Source organism: Methanobrevibacter arboriphilus (genome assembly GCF_019669925.1).
Taxonomy (GTDB): domain Archaea; phylum Methanobacteriota; class Methanobacteria; order Methanobacteriales; family Methanobacteriaceae; genus Methanobinarius; species Methanobinarius arboriphilus_A.
Genome location: NZ_AP019779.1, coordinates 1790900 through 1813027, shown reverse-complemented (window position 1 = coordinate 1813027; position 22128 = coordinate 1790900). Strand labels below are relative to the sequence as shown.

General features: G+C 23.3%; 19 protein-coding genes. 7 read left to right on the top strand and 12 right to left on the bottom strand.

Annotation, left to right across the window (positions count from 1 at the left end):
- Nucleotides 1-296: 296 nt before the first annotated feature.
- Nucleotides 297-1124: a hypothetical protein gene (locus MarbSA_RS07950; RefSeq protein ID WP_221061350.1), complete on the bottom strand. Its 828-nt coding sequence runs from the start codon at nt 1122-1124 to the stop codon at nt 297-299.
- A gap of 148 nt (nt 1125-1272) precedes the next feature.
- Nucleotides 1273-3273 carry an Ig-like domain-containing protein gene (locus MarbSA_RS07945; protein WP_221061349.1) on the bottom strand — a complete coding sequence of 667 codons (2001 nt, stop codon included), beginning with the start codon at nt 3271-3273 and terminating at the stop codon, nt 1273-1275.
- Between the two features lie 743 nt (nt 3274-4016).
- On the opposite strand from MarbSA_RS07945, the gene MarbSA_RS07940 reads away from it, so the two are divergent.
- The 3 genes from MarbSA_RS07940 (at nt 4017) to MarbSA_RS07930 (ending at nt 8407) form a co-directional block, all read left to right on the top strand.
- The gene (locus MarbSA_RS07940) at nt 4017-5255 is read left to right on the top strand and encodes a transglutaminase-like domain-containing protein (protein ID WP_221061348.1); all 1239 of its coding nucleotides are present in this window, start codon (nt 4017-4019) and stop codon (nt 5253-5255) included.
- A 494-nt stretch (nt 5256-5749) separates the two neighbouring features.
- The gene (locus MarbSA_RS07935) at nt 5750-7741 is read left to right on the top strand and encodes a hypothetical protein (RefSeq protein WP_221061347.1); all 1992 of its coding nucleotides are present in this window, start codon (nt 5750-5752) and stop codon (nt 7739-7741) included.
- Nucleotides 7742-7891: 150 nt separating this feature from the next.
- A complete protein-coding gene (locus MarbSA_RS07930) occupies nt 7892-8407 on the top strand; it encodes an acyltransferase (protein ID WP_221061346.1) in 516 nt (171 codons plus the stop codon).
- A gap of 68 nt (nt 8408-8475) precedes the next feature.
- Here the strand turns inward: MarbSA_RS07930 and queC are convergent, their stop codons facing one another.
- Nucleotides 8476-9177 (bottom strand): 7-cyano-7-deazaguanine synthase QueC, encoded by a 702-nt coding sequence (gene queC / locus MarbSA_RS07925; protein WP_054835295.1) that lies wholly within the window; start codon nt 9175-9177, stop codon nt 8476-8478.
- A gap of 353 nt (nt 9178-9530) precedes the next feature.
- On the opposite strand from queC, the gene MarbSA_RS07920 reads away from it, so the two are divergent.
- Nucleotides 9531-10040, top strand: coding sequence for a nitroreductase family protein (locus MarbSA_RS07920; protein ID WP_054835193.1), 510 nt, complete (start codon nt 9531-9533; stop codon nt 10038-10040).
- 151 nt (nt 10041-10191) lie between these two features.
- Here MarbSA_RS07920 and MarbSA_RS07915 read toward each other — a convergent pair whose 3' ends face one another.
- The 9 genes from MarbSA_RS07915 to larC all read right to left on the bottom strand — a co-directional run bounded on the left by MarbSA_RS07915 (nt 10192) and on the right by larC (nt 18449).
- Nucleotides 10192-10830: a DedA family protein gene (locus MarbSA_RS07915; protein WP_221061345.1), complete on the bottom strand. Its 639-nt coding sequence runs from the start codon at nt 10828-10830 to the stop codon at nt 10192-10194.
- A gap of 149 nt (nt 10831-10979) precedes the next feature.
- A complete protein-coding gene (locus MarbSA_RS07910) occupies nt 10980-11885 on the bottom strand; it encodes a putative glycoside hydrolase (protein WP_221061344.1) in 906 nt (301 codons plus the stop codon).
- 196 nt (nt 11886-12081) lie between these two features.
- A complete protein-coding gene (locus tag MarbSA_RS07905; RefSeq protein ID WP_221061343.1) occupies nt 12082-13122 on the bottom strand; it encodes a DUF354 domain-containing protein in 1041 nt (346 codons plus the stop codon).
- A gap of 18 nt (nt 13123-13140) precedes the next feature.
- A complete protein-coding gene (locus MarbSA_RS07900) occupies nt 13141-13527 on the bottom strand; it encodes a restriction endonuclease (RefSeq protein WP_052332133.1) in 387 nt (128 codons plus the stop codon).
- Nucleotides 13520-14152 (bottom strand): oligosaccharide repeat unit polymerase, encoded by a 633-nt coding sequence (locus MarbSA_RS10510; protein ID WP_502306557.1) that lies wholly within the window; start codon nt 14150-14152, stop codon nt 13520-13522. Before MarbSA_RS10510 ends, MarbSA_RS07900 begins: the two co-directional genes overlap by 8 nt.
- Nucleotides 14153-14166: 14 nt before the next feature.
- Nucleotides 14167-14829, bottom strand: a complete 663-nt coding sequence (locus MarbSA_RS10505; protein WP_054835188.1) for a hypothetical protein — start codon at nt 14827-14829, stop codon at nt 14167-14169.
- A gap of 93 nt (nt 14830-14922) precedes the next feature.
- Nucleotides 14923-15717: a hypothetical protein gene (locus tag MarbSA_RS07885; RefSeq protein WP_221061342.1), complete on the bottom strand. Its 795-nt coding sequence runs from the start codon at nt 15715-15717 to the stop codon at nt 14923-14925.
- 1036 nt (nt 15718-16753) lie between these two features.
- Nucleotides 16754-17008, bottom strand: coding sequence for a KTSC domain-containing protein (locus MarbSA_RS07880; protein ID WP_197272561.1), 255 nt, complete (start codon nt 17006-17008; stop codon nt 16754-16756).
- 172 nt (nt 17009-17180) lie between these two features.
- Nucleotides 17181-18449: a nickel pincer cofactor biosynthesis protein LarC gene (gene larC, locus MarbSA_RS07875; RefSeq protein WP_221061341.1), complete on the bottom strand. Its 1269-nt coding sequence runs from the start codon at nt 18447-18449 to the stop codon at nt 17181-17183.
- Nucleotides 18450-18883: 434 nt separating this feature from the next.
- On the opposite strand from larC, the gene MarbSA_RS10360 reads away from it, so the two are divergent.
- From MarbSA_RS10360 to MarbSA_RS07860, 3 genes are all read left to right on the top strand, one after another.
- Nucleotides 18884-20173: a phosphatidylglycerophosphatase A gene (locus MarbSA_RS10360; RefSeq protein ID WP_231624318.1), complete on the top strand. Its 1290-nt coding sequence runs from the start codon at nt 18884-18886 to the stop codon at nt 20171-20173.
- 293 nt (nt 20174-20466) lie between these two features.
- Nucleotides 20467-21276: an adenosylcobinamide-GDP ribazoletransferase gene (cobS, locus tag MarbSA_RS07865; RefSeq protein ID WP_221061340.1), complete on the top strand. Its 810-nt coding sequence runs from the start codon at nt 20467-20469 to the stop codon at nt 21274-21276.
- Between the two features lie 247 nt (nt 21277-21523).
- Nucleotides 21524-22087 carry a tRNA (cytidine(56)-2'-O)-methyltransferase gene (locus MarbSA_RS07860; RefSeq protein ID WP_221062077.1) on the top strand — a complete coding sequence of 188 codons (564 nt, stop codon included), beginning with the start codon at nt 21524-21526 and terminating at the stop codon, nt 22085-22087.
- Nucleotides 22088-22128 lie beyond the last annotated feature (41 nt).

Below are 22128 nucleotides of genomic sequence, written 5' to 3'. Positions count from 1 at the left end.
TTTTATTATTAAATCTATGATCATATTACAATTCTGAATATGAATATCATTATTAAATATTTTTAATTATTATTAAAAAATCAAAGATTTCTTAATTTTATAAAAATAAAAATTTTTATAGTCATTAAAAATATTTGTTTTTTGTTCTTTTATTTATTAATTTTTAAACTATAAAAAAATTTCCATATAATAAATTTTTTTCTAAAAATATTAAAATAGTTAAAAAAGATAAAAATAATAAAAATAATAAAAATAATAAAAATAATAAAAATAATAAAAATAATAAAAAATAAATCTCATTTAAAACTATATAAAGTATTTGCTCTACTGATTTCACGTACTCTATATAAAGAGTCCAATCTTATATTTTTAACAAGTTTTAAATATTTTTTAGGTATTTTAAAGAATATTCTAACAGTAGTTGACTTTCCTGGTTTTAAAGCTTTGAGTTTAGCAGATGCAGTGTATTTTTTAAGTTTGGAGTACACTTTCCCAAAATTTTTAGCTCCTGGTTTTTGATACCAAATTTTGATCTTAGTAGCTTTTGAAGTCTTTGAACCAATATTTATAACTTTAATATCTAAATAATCAATATTTTTTTTCTTATAATTTGTGATTGTATTATAACCAGAAGTAACTTTAGATATACTAAGCTGTGGATTGTTTTCAACATAAACAAGATATATTCTGGTTCCATTTACAACATTTCCTGGTAAATCCATACCATACAAATATCCTTTTGTAAATGTAGCATTGAGATTTACTTTAATCAAATACCATCCAAATTTTTTATATTTATGAGATATCCACTTATTACCAATTTTTTTAGTCCCATCTCCAAAACTTACAGTAGCTTTTTTGATTTTTAAGCCACTAATATTAGTAACAACACCATTAGAAGAGCGTGTTATAGCTTTATAATAAATTTTACTTCCTTTAGCTACCTTAAAGGTATAATTTTCATATTTTTTATATTTAGTTGGAATCTTTTTTTTACTTTCAAGTGAATAGATTTTTGCTTTTGTAGTACTTTTTGCAGACAAATCTGTATATGCATCAGCATCAGAGTTAGATATCTCGATATCCCCATTTCCAATATAAATATCTGCAGAAACAGCCCCCATTGAGCAAAAAATACCAAATACGATTATTAATAAAAATAAAATAGAAAATTTTTTATTTATTTTGATTTTACTTGTTTTAATATTTTTTATTTTGATAATACCACCTACTTATTCATTCAAATAAGTTTAATTTTCTTAAGAAATGACCTTAAGAAACAATCTTTATTTGTGATTTTTTAAATCCTTTGAGATTATTCTTATAATTAGATTCTAAAAGCTTTTTATTAAAATTTACATAAACATACTTCTTATATTGACTATTTAAAACTTTTAATATTGTACTTTTTTTAGCTTTATCTGGATATTTAAGTCCATCAAGATTTAGAGTCATACCTGGCTTTATACTAGTATCATAATTTTTTTCCTTTTTAAGATTAACAGTTAATTTTACTGGAGATTTAGGCTTTTTTTGAGACCCAAACCAAAATAAAATGTAAATTTTACCATTAGCTATCTTATTACCATTGTTTTTAATATGAATACTATATCTATTGGTTTTTTTATTAAAAGATAAACCAGTGACAGTTAAATCAGCTTTATATCTAATATAATCAGATTTAAATGAAATTTTATTATTAAAATAATCATATTTACTTGAATAGTTAGAACCAAGCTTACCAACAATGTCATAATCATATTCAGGAACTTTATGATTATAATTAATTACAGCATATTTTTTATATTTTTTATTATTACTATTTAATTTAACAGTTATAGTAGTGTTTTTACCTTTAGCTAAAGCTTTAACTGTAAAATATTTAGAATAATTATGTCCTCCCTTAGTATAATATACTCTAAGCTTAGATTCCTTGGAAGTCACTTCTCCATTGTTTTTTACAGTGATTTTATATTTTGTTGAAGTTATTTTCTTAACATTAGAAACTAAAAGGTCTGCTCTTGGTTTAACATATATATTAATTTCTTTTGAAATTGATTTTATTACAGTAATATTTCCAGAATGATAACCATTATAACTTACTGTTGTTTTTGCCCAGCCAGTTTTTGCAGGATTAAAATAATAAATAGCATAGCCATTTGCATCTGTAGAAGACATGGTCCCAGTAGTTCCTGTTAACCATATCATAAGATACGCTCCACTAATTGGATGCCAAGTCCATACAGGATCTTCATCAATTTTTTTTGTAGGATAATATTCAAGTAATCTAACTTTAACTGTAGATTTACCATATAAATTAATAGGGTTATTTTTCGAAATAACCTCTATTTTAGGAGTATAATTATTAATAAGAATAATAGAACCATTAACAGAGTTTGCAGTATAATTTATTCCATTAATAAAAGCATCAAAACTCATTACATTAATAGGATAAACAGCAGGTTTATTCCACCACTGATAATATTTACCATCGCCATGATTATGATTTAATATAGCTTCACCAGAGGAGTTTGTCTTTACAATTGAAAAACCAGTAGCACCATTAATACTAATAGTAATAGAAACTCCTTCAATAGGATCACCCTTTTCATCAGTTACTTTAACATGTACTTCACTAATATCTCCATTTTTAGCAGGAGGAACTGAATAAATCTTAATAGTAACCTTTTCATTCTTAACTTTAAGTTGATTAAGTATTAATGACAGATTCAAATCATTAGTGCTATTAGCTATAACATTAACAATTTTAGTAACACTTATTTTAACATCCCAATAACCAGAATTAAGACCAGTGATAAACCAAAATTTACTAAAATCATCATAAATAGCTTCACAAAAAGAATTATTTAGATAAAAGATAACATCAGAAGCAATAGGATTACCAAAACCATTAGTAATGTTAAAAACCAAAGTATCATTTCCTTCTAAAATATTGACGGTAGAATTAATAGTTATTGTAACATTACGATCACCAATAGGAACATCAGTTAGATTATATAAAGTACTTGAATTAGTATTCTGACAATCATCAACTGACTGATCACCAGAAGTAATGTTAACATCAAAATAATCTGCACCAATATCATCACTTAAAGTAATATTAGCTGTAATATTACCACCATCATTGCCATTATTATCACTAACATTATCAGAATAATCAGTAGCTGAAACATTATTTAAGCATACAAATAATAAAAATATTATAAAAATGCCAATAATTAATTTATTTGTTTTATTCATACTATAATCCATAATAAATACCATTATTTTATTAATTCAATTAATTATTTACCTTAAACTATCTTAAACTCAATTTAAATTACTTATTTTTTAATAATTCAAATTTTTATATGATCTTTTAAAATTTTAATTTTACAATATTTAAATCGAATAAATATAAATATATCACTTATAAACAGCTAAACACCAAAACAAAATGGAAATAAATGATTTTGAATAACTAATATAATCCAAAAAAAATAATAAATCCAGAAAAAGAATAATTAAAAATAAATCTTAACAATAAGGTGTTTACAAAGTGAACATTTACTATATTATAATAAGATGAACATAGTATATAAACTTAACCATAAAATTAAATTGAAAATCTAATAGAAAAATTAAATAAGAAATTAAATTGAAAATTAAATAATAAAAAATTAAATAATAAAAATAATTAAATAAATTAAATAAATTAAAAATTAAATTTCATTTAAGTTTTATTAAAATAAAAATTAATAATTAAATCTATTAAATTAATATATTATTTAATATTAAATAATTTATTGGTTTTAATCATGAATAAAACAGCTATAATATTTTAATTTATTTTTATACTATCTTAAAATTTTTAAATTAAAAAATACTCAATAATGATGCTTATTGAATAGATAAAAAAATCCAAAAAATATTTAAATGTGTTATGTTTATAATTAAATATAATAAGTTTACTTGTAATATTATTTTAAATATTACAGATTAATAAGGTTCGTTTTATGATAGAAAAGAAAAAATTATTATTAGTATTTTGTTTATTAATAGCATTTAGCTTAGCAATAAGCCATGTATCAGCAGAAAAAATTGAAGATAATCCTGCAAAGTACTTTAACAAAATAAAAACTAAAAATAAGAAAACAACTTATTTTTCCTATAAACCTTTTAAAAAAACTAGTGTTTCTATTGGACAAGAATATACATTAAACACCTCCTCCAACGTTAATTACTATTATAATAAAAATAGTAAATTTAAAAAAGTTTTACCCTTCTATTATACATACACCTCACAAATAAAATACAAAGTAAAGAAAACAGAGAAAACCAAAATCTACAATAAAGGAAAATACAAATTAACTATTAAAACATTGAAAAACTCTAAAGGTAAATTCAGATACTTAATACTGGCAAAGAAAAAGACAAAAAACCATTACACAACAATTACAAATCCTTATTTTACTAATTCAAGAAATATAAACTGGAAAAATTCGGATATACAAAACATTGCAAAACAAATAAAAGCAAATGTTACTAGGTACAATTATACAAATAAAGACTTATATAATACCGAACTCGCAAATTCAGTAGTTAGATACTTATGGATTAATATAAAGTATGACTATAGCTATTCTAAAGATCAATCTGCTTTAACTACGCTTAAAAGAAAGAGTGGAACTTGTTTAGGAAAATCTATGTTAGCAGGAGCTTTACTGCGAGCAGTAGGAATTCCAACATATTTTGAAGGTAGCTTCCCAAAATCAGGGGCAGGACATATATGGCCAGTTTCTTATATTTTCTATAATACAAAATATCAATGGATATGTGCTGAAACAACAAGAGATTATTCAAATAACACTCACAATAATTATTTCGAAATTATAGGAAATCCACAAAAAGAAAGAGAACTATATGAAAAAAGTATAACAACTTTAAATAATCAAATAAAGAATTATGAGATATATTACTATTATAATGATAATAAGGAAAAAATAGAAAAAAATAAGCTGGAAATAACCTATTTAACTTCCTTAATAAATTATAATAATAACTCAGTGCAAAAATATTATTATGCAGTTACTAAAGAATTTTCATCTGATTGTTTGATTTTGATTAATATTTTTAATTGGATTTACCTAAAAACTTATTTTGAATTAAAATATCCATTTCAAAAAAATGCTATCGATTGGTGGATTATTAATGAAAGTGGAAAATATAATTTTTTCAAAGAATACACATTATAAAAATATATATAATATGTAAATAAATTAAAAAATCAAATAAGGTTGTTAGCTATAATATGATAATATATAATATGCTAATAATTAGCTAGAACATTACTAATGAATAAACAATAAAATATTCTATTTTACATTGAATTGAATATAATTAAATAATTAATACTAAAACTTAACACTAATTTTATTTCAACATTAAGTTTCATTTTCAAAATTAATTTTATAAATTAATTTTATAAATTAATTTTATATTAATATTAATTTATGCTAATACTAATTTTACAGCTACTATAATTATTCAAAAATATCTATTTAAAAAAGAATCTCATAAATTATATTCTTAAAATAATTCTTAACATTATATTAACAAGAATATATCATAATATTTAAATTAAAAAAAAGAGATAGTATAAACAATTAATATTAAGATAATCAAAATTTATATTAGTTATTAATAAAAAATATATTATTTAATTAATGTTACAAGAAAGAATGATACTATGAAAGTTGTAGCATGTGAAAACTGTGGAGCTAAATATCAAATCGACGATAATGAACAAGTCGATGATTATGAATGTTCTGTATGTGCAGGAAACTTAAACTCAGTTGAGGAATATCCTTCAAAACACTCCTTGAAAAAGCAAAATCATAGCAATCTTTATAGAGATGATTTTGATTCTAAAATTGTATATTGTAAAGATTGTGGTTTAAAATATACTCTTAAAAGTAATGAAAATCTTAAAGATTATGAATGTTCTAGTTGTTATGGAGATTTAAGATATATTGATGAAAAACTCAATGAAACTATTGATGAACCCCCCAATAATCTTGATAAATTAGAAGAAAGTAAAAACCATAGAAAAGAACAGATTGATGAAGAAAAATATAGAGATGATCTTGAAGATGTTATTTATGTTGAAAAGCCATTTTATGGTTCAAACACTTTAAATAATAAAAATGAAATTGAAGATTCTAATGAATATCAATTTAATAGTCAAGAAAGCTATAAAAAAGATACTGCCTATAAAAATAATGGCACATATAAAGATAATGGCCTGAATAATAATAAATATAAAAATGAGGCATATAAAAAAGATATAGATGATATAGATGATCTAAATAATTCTAATATTGTTTCTAATCCTAAACATAATAACGCTCCTAATTTTGATTCAAATATTATTTATCCAATGACTGAAACTAACCTTAGAAAGTTAGAAAAAAAATTGAGAAATGAAATTAAAAAAGATTTCTCAGAAAGTATATCTAAAAGCTATGGAAAAACACTTGAAAGAAACATAGACATCAATCAATCTTTATATAATGAAAATAAAAATAATGTGTCTATTAATACATATAACTATAAAAATGAAAATAAAACTATTGATGATAACACAAAAGATAATTTAGAAGAAAAGAAAAGTAAAGAATCTGAAGAATCTATATTTGATAAAATTTCAAAAAGAAATACAGAAGAAGAAAAAAAGAAAGGAAGTATTACAGATAAAACACCTAATCAAAAACAAGAATTAATTCCTCACCCAAATACAAAAAACACCTCTTATCATGATGTTTATATTATAGCAGGACTGATTATAGCTTTAATAGGTCTTTTAGACGTTTTATTATCTAAAAGGATTTATAGTGTTATATTTATAGTTATAGGAATTATTATATTTATCATTGGACTAATCAAAAATAATAATTATGTTTCTACAGAAAAAAGAGGTAGATTAATCAGAGAAAAGCTTTTAACACTCCCAGACAACTTTTATGTTCTTTATTATGTGAGAGTTCCAGATTCAAATGAAGGTATAAATCATGTTGTTGTTGGATCTTCAGGAATATTTTCAATTGTAAGTCAAAGTTATAATGAAAAAGAAGATAAAAATAAAACCAAAACTGAAAATGAAAATAAAAACTTAGTAAATAAATCAAATTTAGATGATTTAACTCTTTTAGACGAATCAGAAAATATTGATGTAACTAATAATATAAATAGTAATACAAATAATAAAAGTATGAATAAAAGTAATAATAAAAGTAATAATAAAAATAGAGATAATAAAAATAAAAACAACAAAAATGTGGAATATGATGAATATAATAACAATGAAAACAATAATACAATAAAAAATGTTACAGAAAGTAATATTAAAGAAAATAATCAAAAAAGACCAAATAGATTTAAATTCAAAGAAGCTGAAAATAAATTCCCACACAATAACAAAATAAAACAAAAATCAATCCATTTAAGCGAAGAATTAATCGATTTTTTAAATGAAAGTGGATTTCAAAACTTCTATGTTGAACCGTTAGTAGGTTTTGTAAACAATGAAGTTGCAGTTATAAATATGCCTTTAACTGATGAAGATCTATTTATTGATGAATTATTACAAAAGATAGTTCATGGGAAAAGACAGTTGGATGATAAAACTACTCATAGAGTTGCTGTTTTATTATCACAGTATGCTACAGAATGTTCTTCTTAATTAGATAAAAAAAGATAAAAAACTAGAAAAAGATAAAAAACTAGAAAAAGATAAAAACTAGAAAAAAATAAGAAATTAAAAAATAAGAAATTAATTTCAAATCCAGCAACAGCTTAAAAAATCAATAGATTATTAATTTAAGGTCATTTTATGAGTATAATAACAATTTTCTATAAATATTATCAAAATTTCAAAAAGAGAAAATATTCTAATAAGGTTAAAAAAGTAGCTAATGTTGTGGGAAATGATTTGAAAGTTAATGGCCCAAGTTATGTTACTCCAAAGACAGAATTAGGAAACAATGTTAATTTTAATGGAATTAAAATACAAGGTCATGGTAAAGTTATTATAGGGGACAATTTTCACTCTGGAATTGAGTGTATGCTAATAACTGACATTCATAATTATGATAATGGCAAATCAATACCATATGATGAAACAGTTATATCAAAAGATATCATAATAAAAGATAATGTATGGATTGGAAATAAGGTTACTATATTAGCTGGAGTTACCATTGGAGAAGGAGCTATTATTCAGGCAGGAAGTGTTGTTGTTAAAAATATACCTAAATATGGAATTGCGGGAGGTCATCCAGCTAAAGTCTTTAAATATAGAGATAAAAAACACTATGAACAGTTAAAAAAAGAAAAAAGATTCCATTGAAAAATACTAGAAATTTAAATAAAAATAATATTATGAAAATTTAATTAATTAAAAAAAAAAAAGAGCTATTATATATAAATAGTTGGATCATCAATTCCAGCTTCTATAAAAGCCCTTTTACGACGAACACAAGATTCACAAACACCACAATGATTATTTTCTCCAGTATAACAAGAATAGCTAATATCCATAGGAGCATCAACCCTTTTTCCAAGCTTAACAATTTCAATTTTATCTAAATCAATTAAAGGAGCCTTTATTTCAATTTTATTAGAAGAAATAGTCCCAATATCTATAAGCTCATTAAAGCTATTTAAAAACTCTTTTGAATTATCTGGAAATGTAGCTGCTTCTTCTTTGTCCCAACCAACAATTATTATATCTGCACTTTCACTTTCAGCAAAAGAAGTAGCTATAGCTGTAAAAACAACATTTCTACCTGGAACCCAAACTTTATTAGCTGTTTTTTTACTAACATCCATATTATCAATATCATCGAAATTTACCTCAGGAATATGATTATCATTAGTCAGTGCAGAGTTTCCAAGATTAGCTAACCATCGAATGTCGATTATTGTATGCCTCATACCTAATTTTTTACATATTTTCTTTGAAGCATTAATTTCCTGATTTAAACTTTTTTGGCCATAGTTAAAAGTTATTGCATGAATATCATAATCTTTTGAAAAGAAACTTGTTGCAACGGTTGAATCTAATCCTCCTGAAAGAACAGAAATTGCTTTTTTATTATTACTATTTTTAAACTTCATTTTCCCCAACAACTGATAATTCAATAAAAGCTTTTTTAAAAATAATATATTATTTATTCTTTTATTGATACAATTTATCATTTTATTACTAAAAATAATTAATAAACTAAATATAATTATTAAACTAATATAATTAATAAACTAATATAATTCTAAATATAATTATATATTAAACTAATAATTATTATTAAATATAATTTTTTTAAATATTATTTTTATAGATTTTATTAACTTTATAAATTTTATTAGTTTTATAAATTTTAAATAATGTTCTATTAATTTTAATTATATAATAAAAAAGGAATTATATAATAAAAACTAAAAATATGTAATAAAGAGCAGGAAGTTATATAATGGAAGAAATATTCAAAAGAAGAAGTATTAGGAAATATCGTGAAGGCGAAATCGAGGATGAAAAGATAGATAAATTGTTAAAAGCTGCAATGCAAGCACCAGGATCTAGAATGGGTAAAGAACCTTGGGAATTTATAGTTATTAAAAATAAAGAAACTATAAACAAATTGAGTGAAATGGATCATAATGCAAAGGTTTTAAAAGGAGCTAACTTAGCAATTGTACTTATAGCAAATATGGAAAATTCTCATTTCAAACATGTATGGCAGCAAGATATGGCAGCTGCAGCTACAACTTTACTATTGGAAGCAAGTTATTTAGATTTAGGTGCTGTGTGGGTAAACATTGCACCTAAAGAGGAAAGAATGAATTATATATCTAATTTATTCAACCTTAGTGAAAATTTAAGACCATTCAACATAATAAGTATTGGATATCCTGCAGAAGGTGAAGAAAATAAATTTATCGATAAATATCATGAAGATAGAGTTCATTATGAGAAATACTAAAATAAAATTATAAAATTATAAAATTAAACTAAAGTATAAAAACTAAAGTATAGAATACTAAATTAAAATATTAAATTAAAGTATTAAACTAAAGTGTTAAACTAAAATTACTAAATTTAAGTAATAAATTAATATACTAAATCAAGACTTACTACCCTTTTATTTTTTTCATTATTAATTGTATTACTATGGGTAAACCAGAGATAACAACAATAGCTATTACTAACAATGAAAAATTATCTTTCACTATAAGCAAATTACCAAAAAAGTATCCTATTAAAGTGAAAATTAGTACCCATGCTACACCACCAATTATATTATATGATAAAAATTTTTTGTATGGCATTAATCCAATTCCAGCTACAAATGGGGCAAAAGCTCGTATAATCGGTATGAAACGTGCTAATATAATTGTTTTTCCACCATATTCCTCATAAAAATCATGAGCTTCAATTAAATGATTTTTATTGAAAAGTTTAGAGCCTTCTTTATTGAATATTTTAGGACCTATATACTTTCCAATCTGATAATTAACAGTATCTCCCAAAATAGCTGCTAGTGATAATATAATTATTGAAACTATTAAATTCAGTGCCCCTCCTGCAGATAATGCACCTATTATGAATAATAACGAGTCTCCTGGCAAAAATGAAACAATTATTATCCCAGTTTCGCAAAAAACAACTAAAAATAATATTAAATATGTTAATGAACCAAATAAACTTATTACATATCCTAAGTAAATATCTAAGTTTAAAATAATGTCTATAATTTGATTTGTAAAGTCCATATTTTACCTATTATAGTAAAATCCTATATAAAATTATGTATAATCACCCACATATTCATTAAACTAAATCAATAATTTTTTATTTTAATTTAAATATTCAAATTAAAAACATATATAACCTACTATAACTTCTAAAATAACCTTTAAACTCATTGTTCAATTTCATTTAAATTAAACCAGTTTTTCATAAGCTCCCAATTAAATAATGCGACTCCGTCAGCACCCCCCTCTAATGCAGCTTTAGAATTTTCTTTTATTGTATCAACAGGTAGAGAAGTTTCATTATCGTCACTAACATAGACTTGAATTCCCATAGTTACTTTAGACCACCAAGCTAAACTTTTAAAATAGGATGCTGTTTCTTTAATCCAAGTAGAATTCTGATTATAATTACCAGAATAAGCCATAGGAATTATCACATCAACATACTGAGATAATGTTCTAACATCTTGACCATAATATCTTTCATCTTCTCTTTCAGGCATTACTGTTGCAGACAATGTTACATCCTTATTTTTAAGACTATCACTAACCATTGAAACAAACTTTGAAACAGCATTAGTAGAAGTAATTCCATTAGGATAATTATATTCATAAGCATTACCAGGATAACGAATATAATCTAATTGAATACCACTAATTCCAGGAATCTGAGCAAATTTATTTATCTGATCTATTTTAGCATTAAAATAATCATAATTAAAATCTTTTTTATTAGTATCGATAGGATTTACCCAAGTTCCATTATAAAAACACTGCACCCAAATATGAACTTTAATACCATTTGCATTAGCTTTTTTTGCCCATGAGCTGACATTTTTTTCTCCGAATATATCAACAGCACTAGAATGAATGAAAATATTTTGAACACCGTTTTTAGATAAATTATCTAAATCAACATCATTCATATTTTTTCCTTGAACCCAAACAGCATTATTAACACTATCTTTCAAAGCTACTGTTACAAAGCTACTTAATAAAAGAGCAGATATAAATATAATAAGTATTAATCCAATATGTCTTTTTTTAATGTTTTTAATATTAATTTTTTTCATTAAAGCTACCTAATTTAATTTATAATTCTATTGATTATAATTCTTCTAATAAATATTTATCTTAAAACTATAATAATTTATTGAAAAATCAATTAATAAAAAAATATTAAAAATAAAAAATAGCTAAAAATAAAAATAATTAATAAAAAAATAAATAATATTAATAAAAAATAACTCTACAATAAAAAAATTAAATTTAAAGCCTATATGTACAATCTATTATTGTTTTAAATAAGTTATTAGAAGAAATATCATAATTCTGATTATAATAATCATCATTTTCTTTATCAACAACAAGAAAAGACAATGCATTATTAATAATATCTTCAACATTAGTATATTTAAACATTAAACCCCTATTAATATAATATTGATCAACAGCCAAAGTTTCTCCAGGATAACAAGAAATCACAGGCGTTTTTAAAACTGCCGACTCCCTATTTATAGTACCTCCTGCACCAATAACTAGATCACATTGTTTAATTACACTAGATAAATCAATGGGAGGTTCAAGTATGTTGACATTTTTAATTCCTTCAAAAATATCAGCTTGCTGTTTAAAACGAGGCAAAACAAGAATGTTAGCATAGTCCTTTAAAACATCAATTATTGGAGAAAGAACTGATTTTTCAGAATCAACATCAAGATATGAAGCAAGTGAAGGTTCAGGTCTCATTAATATAGTTTTATTTAAATCAAGTTTAATATTTAAATCTTCAAAGATTTTTTCATTATATTCAAAATTTTTAAAGTGAAGCAGCTCACTAGTACCATCATAGCTTATTATTTTGTTTGGATCTACACCATACCTCATTAACTTCCTTATATCAATAACATTTGGGGCAATAATCCTATCACATAATGGCAATGTCATTTTATTTACTGCTTCTGCATATTCATTATCTATAATATATACATTAGGTATATTAAGACCAAAAGATACACGTGGTAACTCTACTGAATGTTTAGCTAAACAAACATCGATTTTTTCAGGAGCTATTATATCTACAAGCTCATTAACTCTATTTGTACTTTCTTTTAATTTTTTATATAGACCTAATCCTCCATGTTTACCAACAGAAATGAAATCAATATCATGAGTTTCCATTAATCTATGTATATCTCCAAAATCACGAGTAGTTACTATTACATCTTCACCTTGATCTTCAAAATATTTAATTATATCTTTAAAAAACATTACATGAGGAGCATTAGTTATATCTATCCAAATTTTCATGAAAAAACACTCCACTAATTATGTTCCATATTCAGAAATTAGATTTATTAGTTCAACACCATTTATTAGTCGAATATTCTTAATTTCATTGTATTTTTTGTTTTCAAAGTCTGAAGTTGTGATAAAAACCCCGTTTTCTGCATTACAATCATTTAATTTTTTCATGAAATCTTCAACCTCAATTTTAGAGATTATATCTCTGGACTGCCTAGCTTGCAAGTAAATTTTTCTAAACCCTAAAATATCTTCATTTATAACTCCTTCAACAATAATTTTATTATTATCTATTATTTTTAAATTTGTTTGAGTTTGTTTTCTTCCACCACCATAGCCCATTGATACTAATAAATCAGTAATTAATTTTAAAAAATTATCTAAAGGATAATCCACTATATCATTAACCATCACTACATTCTCCAACCTTAATTTTTTTATTATAAATAATATTAGCCATATAAAGTAAAAATCCCAGTAAAAAGTAGCAGAGAACATTAATTTCCATCAAACCAGTTTCGATACATATAATAGCATAGGTTAGAAGTAAACTATAAACAAAAATATAAGAAAAATCTTTTGATATTCTCATTATCTTATATCCTAACCCTAATATAAATCCAATAAGACACATACCGAGAACCACACCTAACCTTCCAAAATCAAGTAACATAGGACCAATAATAGTAGGAGTGATTGATACAGTACCTCTCCAAGCTATTAATTTACCAATAATCATCCTTGTACTAAGACCACTACTTCCGGGAATTGCACTAAGTATTAACTTACCATGAGTAATGCCAAAATTTCCTGAAACACTATCTATAAGATTTAAAACATTCATTGTGAAATTAACTCTAGATCTAAGAGATTCAAAAAGCCCTAAATTATTTGCAGAATTTTCTTCAATAGCTCTGAGATATCCAAAACCTGAAAGAAAGAAAAATCCAACAATTAAAACAATTATAACTTCCCAAATAGAAATTATTCTTCCATAGTACCCCATAATAAGCATCATGAGCATGACAGCACACAAATGTGTTCTATATCCTAGAGCAAATAGAAAAATGAAGCAATAAAAGATAAAACAAGAAATCTAAATCTTACTTGAGAAAAAGTTAGTTTATTATCTTTAAAACGCTGCAAATAAGAACTAGCAACAAGACCTACACCAGGAATCAACAAACTAATAGGCATAGTAAAAATAGGTATCAATTTATATCGCAAAGAAGGATTAAAAATAGGTAATCCTCCCATTGTAATAGTACAAATGAAAAAAGATAAGACACCACTAAGTATACAGACAAAACCAATTGAATAAAAATCATTATAATCAATCTTAATAAACTGATTTTGATTTTTACCTTTAAAAAAACACATTGGTAAAAATAAAACACCACCAATGAAACTAATAAAGGCTAAAAATAATGTAAATTTCAACTCAAAAGATAAATCAATTGTAGAAATCATTAAGAAAATTGAAAAAATAATTAAAAAGCAAAAAGGATGAAATAAATGATTATTTAATATCTTACTTCTTCTTAAAAAACTAATAAAGTCATTACTTGGATAAATGTTCTTAAAATAACTATTAAGAAAGCTTTTTTCAACAGATAACATAATTTTAAAAATTAAAACAAATAATTTAGAATTTTTAAAAGTTTTTTCAATGAAAAATGATACTTTAATTCCTAAAGAATAAAAAAAGCTCATAAAGTTCACTCCAAGATGAATTATAATTTTATGTTTCTAAAAAGTTTGTTTCTAAAAAATCTGTTTTAAAGAGTCTGTTTCTAAAAAGTTTTATTATGTAACTCTATTTACACTTAAAACATCATAACTATTTTCAATTGCATTTATTTGCTCTTGATTTGCATTATATATCCTAATATTAATTGTATCAGATTCACCATTTATATTTCCAAGAATCTTTGATGCTAATCTAATATCAGAATCATCTGCCATTACAAGAGCTAATTGAAGATAAGAGTTTTTAAAAGTAGGCCGAATAGACTCTTTTTTTAAATCATCATACATAATATTTGATAAGTTTTGAAACACATTATTATTCACATTATTAACACTAATTCTTGTTGAAATTGTGTAATTAGTCCCATTAGGAATTCCAGATACTAAATTTTTTAATGTTGATACACTTTGATGCTTGATTTTAATATCAACAACATTTTTATATTTATCACCAGTACTTTTTAATGTTATTTCTTTAATATAGATATCAGCATTATCTGCATCGTATGCTGCCATTATAGGCTTATTTGAATTGTTTGAAAGGATTTCAACTTTTGTATTTCCCCCTTTATAAACATCAACCCAAATAACTGTTCCATTTGCACTAATATCTTTACCTTCCTGATTATAACCTTTGATTTCAGCTTTAACTATTTCACCTTTGTGATATAATGTCGAATACTTATCAGGAAGATCCTTTATGGTCTGAGAATCAAAAATATAAGTCTCAACATCACCAGCATCATTACTAACAATTGTATAAACCGAGAATAATAAAGTTCCTATAATAAAAATTAAAATCACGATATCAATTATCGTAAACTGAGATATAATCGAACTTAACTTTTTCATAGTACTCAAACACCATTTTTTAAAGAATATAATCAAAATTTTAAAATTTATTCTTAAGATTTTATAGTCTAAATTAAAAAATTATAATCCAAAAGAGCTATTTCAATCTAAAATTTTCAATATAAAAATCAGAGCATATAGATTAAGATTTTTAAAATGAGAATAAAATACGATTTTAAAATACAAAATATACTTTAAATAATTATAGTGCAAACTTAAGGCAAATATATAAATAGTAAGTTATAAATAGTAAGTATTTATTTTTAAATTTTATAATATATATATATATATATATATATATATATATATATATATGAATATTAAAAATATATTATATAATAGTTAACATCTTATTATAAAATTTATTATGTATAAAATAATAAAATTTATATATATGTTAATACTAATTATCTTATATTACTAAATATTTATATCTCTGATAATATTCACCATTAAGTGGTGTGTAAATAATAATATATAAAATTTACTAAATTATCAAAAAAATAATGAAAAATATAAAGTCTTTTAATGTTCCTAGCTTTAGAATAACCTTTAAAAACTTTACAAGGCGTATTGTTTTTTAGTATTAAGAACAAAAATTTAAAATATTGATGTTTCTAAATATTTTAATTAAATAAACTTAAAAACACTGAAATAAAGTTATAATACATATAAACACTGATAAAGGAAATAATATTTATCAAAAATTTTTAAAATAGAGAATAATCAAATATATAATCAAAATAATAAGTATAATGTATATAATATTTAAAAAATAGCGAACAAAAAGACATTATCTACATCAAAGATATTAAATCCAAAATAATAACAAAATAATATTAATTATTTCTTAATCATGGAAATATAGAAAAATTTTTAATTTTTTGGTTAAAAATTTAAATACACTAAAATAAATCTTAGATTTCAATTTTTAAAGACTTATAATTTTTAAAGACTTATAAAAATATAATAATATCCTATAAAAACAGAAATGAAAATATCTGAAACATATGAAAACATATTTATAATTAAATTGTTAATAATCATGAAAATTAAGATATTCATGATCTTCATCAGTTAAAAAATCTATTTTATAAGGATATTTATACTTGATATTTTGATAATAGAACTTATTAGAAAAATTTGACTCTTTAAAACCTTGAAATATCTCATTAGGGACATTTTGATGTGCATATTTAGTACCATGTCCATTTCTAAAAATGACAAATAATGTTTTAGAAATACTATCATAATAAACTCTTTGAAAAGCAATATTATTAGAAAAATCCATAATAAACATCTCATTATCACTAAAAAAATACACCATTATTATAAATAATACCTATTACTCATAAAAAATACTTTAGTATCAATAAGGATGATTCCTTATTTATAAAAAATAATTTATTATCTTTAAAAAATACTTTATTATCATAATAAATACTTCAATATAATGATGTATTTTATCTTAAATTAGATATATACTGATTAATTTCAAAATTAGCTAGATTTAAAACTTCATTCAAAGGAATGTTTCTTTTAATAGCAATTTTTCTTATATCTTCATATTCAGGTCTTGAAGATATAATTTCTCCATCAATATAACCTATTTTAAATTTAATAGATTCAATTTCACCTTCAATATTTATATCTAGAGATATAAACTCCCTATTAGCTATTCCCCTATGAAAATTTTGAGAAACTCTTATTCCCAATGTACCAGTTTCTTTAAATATAATAGAAACTAATCTATCAGTATCTTCTTTTCTTGAAATTACCTTAATGATATTTCCTGGTCGATTTTTCTTCATTATAACAGGTATAACCAAAACATCACGAGCACCCTCTTTCATTAATTTATCAAAAAGATAACCTATGCTTTCACCAGATAAATGATCCACATTAGTTTCTATAACATCAATATCTTGAGATTTTATATTTGATTTAGCTCTAATAATCCTTAAAACATTAGGAAAATCAAAATCTTTTTTTCCAGCTCCATAAGCAATTTTATCAACTTTTACAAAAGGTTGAAAATCCATAAATTCATCACAAAGCTCAGCATATAATGCAACCCCTGTTGGAGTAGCTATTTCAGTATTAACTGGCCCTCCAAATGAAGAAATATTTCTCTCACTAATAATTTCAAGAGTAACTGGTGCTGGAACAGGAATCATACCATGAACTGATTTAACTGAACCCCCACCAACAGCAATTGGCAATCCAATAACCTTTTCTTTTTTATTGTTGAATCCAAGTTTACAAAAACCAAAAACAGAACCAAAAATGTCAGCAACTGCATCAGCAGCACCAACTTCATGAAAATTAACATCTTCCAAAGATTTTCCATGAATTTTTGCCTCAGATAAAGCGATCCTTTTAAAAACTTTTCTTGAAATATTGAAAATATCTTTTATCAGCTCCTTTCCAAAAATACTATTCTTTTTTTGAAGTTCAATCTCTTCAATATGGTTTATTTTAGATAAAAGCTCTTTATAAGAAATAGAATGATTATTATGATTATTATTATCAATAGTTTCAACTTCTAAAAAAATAGATTCGATTCCTGCTTTATTAACATTATTTACCTTAACATTAACTCCACCAAAATCATTAGCCATATATTCCATAACTAGCTTCATCTCTTGGGGATTACAACCTAAATCAATGAATGCTCCTCCAATCATATTCCCAGCTATTCCTGCATTTTGAGGATCTATTATTAGTACCATGATCTCCCTTTCCAAAAAATATCATAAATAATTTAGACATTAATTTTATTTATTATAATAAACAAAATTTTTAAAACTTTAAATTAAATATGTTAAACAATATAAATAATATTATTGAAATATTTTAATATAATTGAAATAATTTAATATAAAATAATGGAATCTTATAATAAATAAAAATATAATATAAAAATATAATAATTAAAAATTTAATAAATGAGAATTTAATAAATAAAATTTTAATAGATAAAAATTTATTAATAAATGAGAATTTAAAACATGATTAATACTTATATTATCTAAAACATGATTAATTTTTATAATATTATAACAATAAGTGAAATTAGAATTTATAAAGACATATATAAGATTATCTAAAGAATAAATTAATAAATTTCTGAATTTAACAGTTTATAGCCCTATGAGTGATTATCATGAAAAATAGAAAAAACAAATTTAAGACTAAAAAAAGAACTAAGAAAATCTTTGATAATATAAAACTCCATAGTGACTATGATTATTTTTATATGGAAAATCCAAATTATTTTCTAACATTTTGTGATGGTTTCGATGTTGAAAACCAAATAAATAATGGAATTGATATTGTAGAAAATATAATCATATTATCAACTAATTATAATGTAGAAAACAATTTTAAAACATCTCTTAAACATTTTGAAAAAGAAAAAAAGATTAAAAGTAATTTTAATAGTTATAATGAGTATAATAGCTATATTGCTCAACAATTTCCTGTTAATCAATCAAACCTTAAAAATATTAATATTGAAAATGAAAATAATAAAAATTCTGAAATTAACTCTAACAACAATATAAATTATTTTTTAGAAAATTCAGATAGTTTAACAATTATAAATTTTATGAATAACAATCTTAATCTTATAAAGTTAACTGATTATCTAAAAATAGCTAAAGTTAAAAGAGATTCAAATTCTCTTGAATTAAATTTAAACCAGATAATATATATAGATGAAATTTTAACTATGAGGGAACTTATAAGATTATATAAAATAGCAATTGAAACAAAGATTAAATATTTTGACTATTTAAGGCTACCAGAACATATACATGATGCTTTAAATAATAATGAATCTATAATTTTAGCTTGTAAATCACCAAGTGGATTTGATGAAGGAAAAGAACAAAATTTAATGGAATTAATTAATATACATAGTAATAAAAATATAGAAACTATTGAAAAAGAAGTAGTAAGAACAATGGTTAAAAGTTGCAGTAAATCATTGGACAAGATGGAACTATCTTTTGGAATACTTGATTATATATTAGCTGAAGGAATTACTATTGATTTACTTGTAGATGCTGGAATGGAGCTATGTGTTGGTATTGATGAAACTCCAGAAAAAATAAAAGAATTAAGGCTGAGATTAAAAAATCAAATATTAAAAGCACTCGAAGATATAAATGTTATTGCTCTTTTAATGTCAGCTATCAGATGTGAAGAAGATTTTAAGGCCAATAGAGTTAGAGAAGTCGATGTTAGTGATGATCCTGCTTATTTATATAGTGATGAAGTTTTAGGAATAGCTATATCTAATCAAATAGCTGGAACAAAAGCTACATTTAACTTCAAACGTTATGATGAAAAAAAACCTGGAATATTATCTAAATTAGGTCCAATGGTAGATGATATATTTGCTGGGCTTATAGCAGGTTGTATGTCTAAAATGTTTGAAGAAGAATATTAAACTAAAAAACTAAAAATTTTAAAAAAGAAAATCTAAAAAGAAAAGTTAAAAAATAATATTATATAAAAAATAAACAAATATATTAAAAATATTATTAAAAGTATTATTAAAATTATTATTGGAAGTATTATTGAAAATATTACTAAAATTATTACTAAGACTATTACTAATATTATTATTAAAATTACTAATAAGATATTACTAAAATACTACTAAAAAATCTATTAAAAAATCTATTAAAAAGTTAAGAGATTTATTAAAAGATTTATTAAAAAGTTTAAAAAGGAATTTAAATGACAGAGAAAGACAAACAAAAAGATGATTATTTCAGTAGTGAAAAATCATCAAAAATAAGATCCATAGCAGGTCTTTTAACATTTTCAACAATTTTACCAATAAATATATACACAAGTATTGAAGAGATGGCTAAAATGACTTGGTTTTGGCCAATGATAAGTACTTTAGTTGGTTTTTTCGCTTTAATAATTGGACTATTTTTAAATATACTGAATTTCCCTATTTTCGTTATTTCTGTCATCATTTATAGTTTTTTAATATGGTTTAATGGTTTTCATCACCTTGATGGACTTATAGATATTGGAGATGCTTTAATGGTGCATGGTACTCCTGAAAAAAAAATATCTGTAATGAGAGATTCTATGATTGGAACTGGAGGAATAGCTTTATTTTTCATTGTTGGGATTTTAACAATTGCTTTTTTAAATTCTATACTTTTAATAGGTTTTATATCATCAATCTTAATATGTGAAATGTCAGCGAAAGTTGGTTTAGTTAGCTGTGCAATTTCTTCAAAGCCAGGAAATGATGGAACTGGAAGGTACTTTATAAAATCAATGACAATACCAAAATTTATAGCTACACTAATTATAACATTAGCTATCGGTTATTTCTTTGGAGGAATTATAGGGGCATTTGGAGTTGTTGGAGGAGCATTTGGAGGAGCATTAATTAGTTTAATTGGAAAGAAAAACTTCAAAATAGCTACTGGTGATGTTTTAGGTGCCTCAAATGAGATTGGTAGATTATTTTCGCTTTTATTTATGTTGATAATAATATTATTACCTCAAATAAGAATATTTTAAAATTACCTCAAACTTATATAAAATAATAGATTTAGTAAATAATAAAACAAATATAAAATAATCAGACTCAAATAAACATAATATAATTAAAGTAAATCAATTTAAATAATTACACTAAAATAACTATAAAATAATTAAAGTAAACCAATTATAAATAATTACAGTAAATTAATTATAAATATTACATTGAAAAGGATATATTAGAATAAGAATATAATAAATCATATTTAATAAATAAATTGTGATAATAATGAATATTAATGTTTTAAGATTAGATCATAGATCAAAAAGAGATGCTAGAATAACCACCCACGTCTGTCTAACATCAAGAGCTTTTGGAGCATCAAAAATATATTTAGGTGGAGAAGAAGACGAAAAGCTTATGAAAAATGTTGAAGATGTTGTAAAACGATGGGGAGGAAATTTTGAGATCAAATATAAAAAAAATTATATGAATCTCATAGAAGAGTGGCAAAATAATGGTGGAGAAGTAATTCATCTTACAATGTATGGATCTCAAGTTCAAGATGTTATAGGCGAAATAAGAGAATCTTCAAAAGATAAGTTAATTGTTGTTGGAGGATCAAGAGTACCAACCAAGGTCTATAAAAAATCAGATTATAATGTTTCTGTAACAAAACAACCACACTCTGAAGTTTCTTCACTAGCTGTCTTCCAACACATGTTAATGGATGGAAAAGAATTCAATCTCGATTTTGATGATGCTATCTTTGAAGTAATCCCAACTTCTGAAGGTAAAAGAGTAAACATCAATGAAGAAAAAAAGAAAGAAAATATGATTGATAACTAGAATAAGTATAAACTATATAAAAAAAATTAATAAAAAAATTA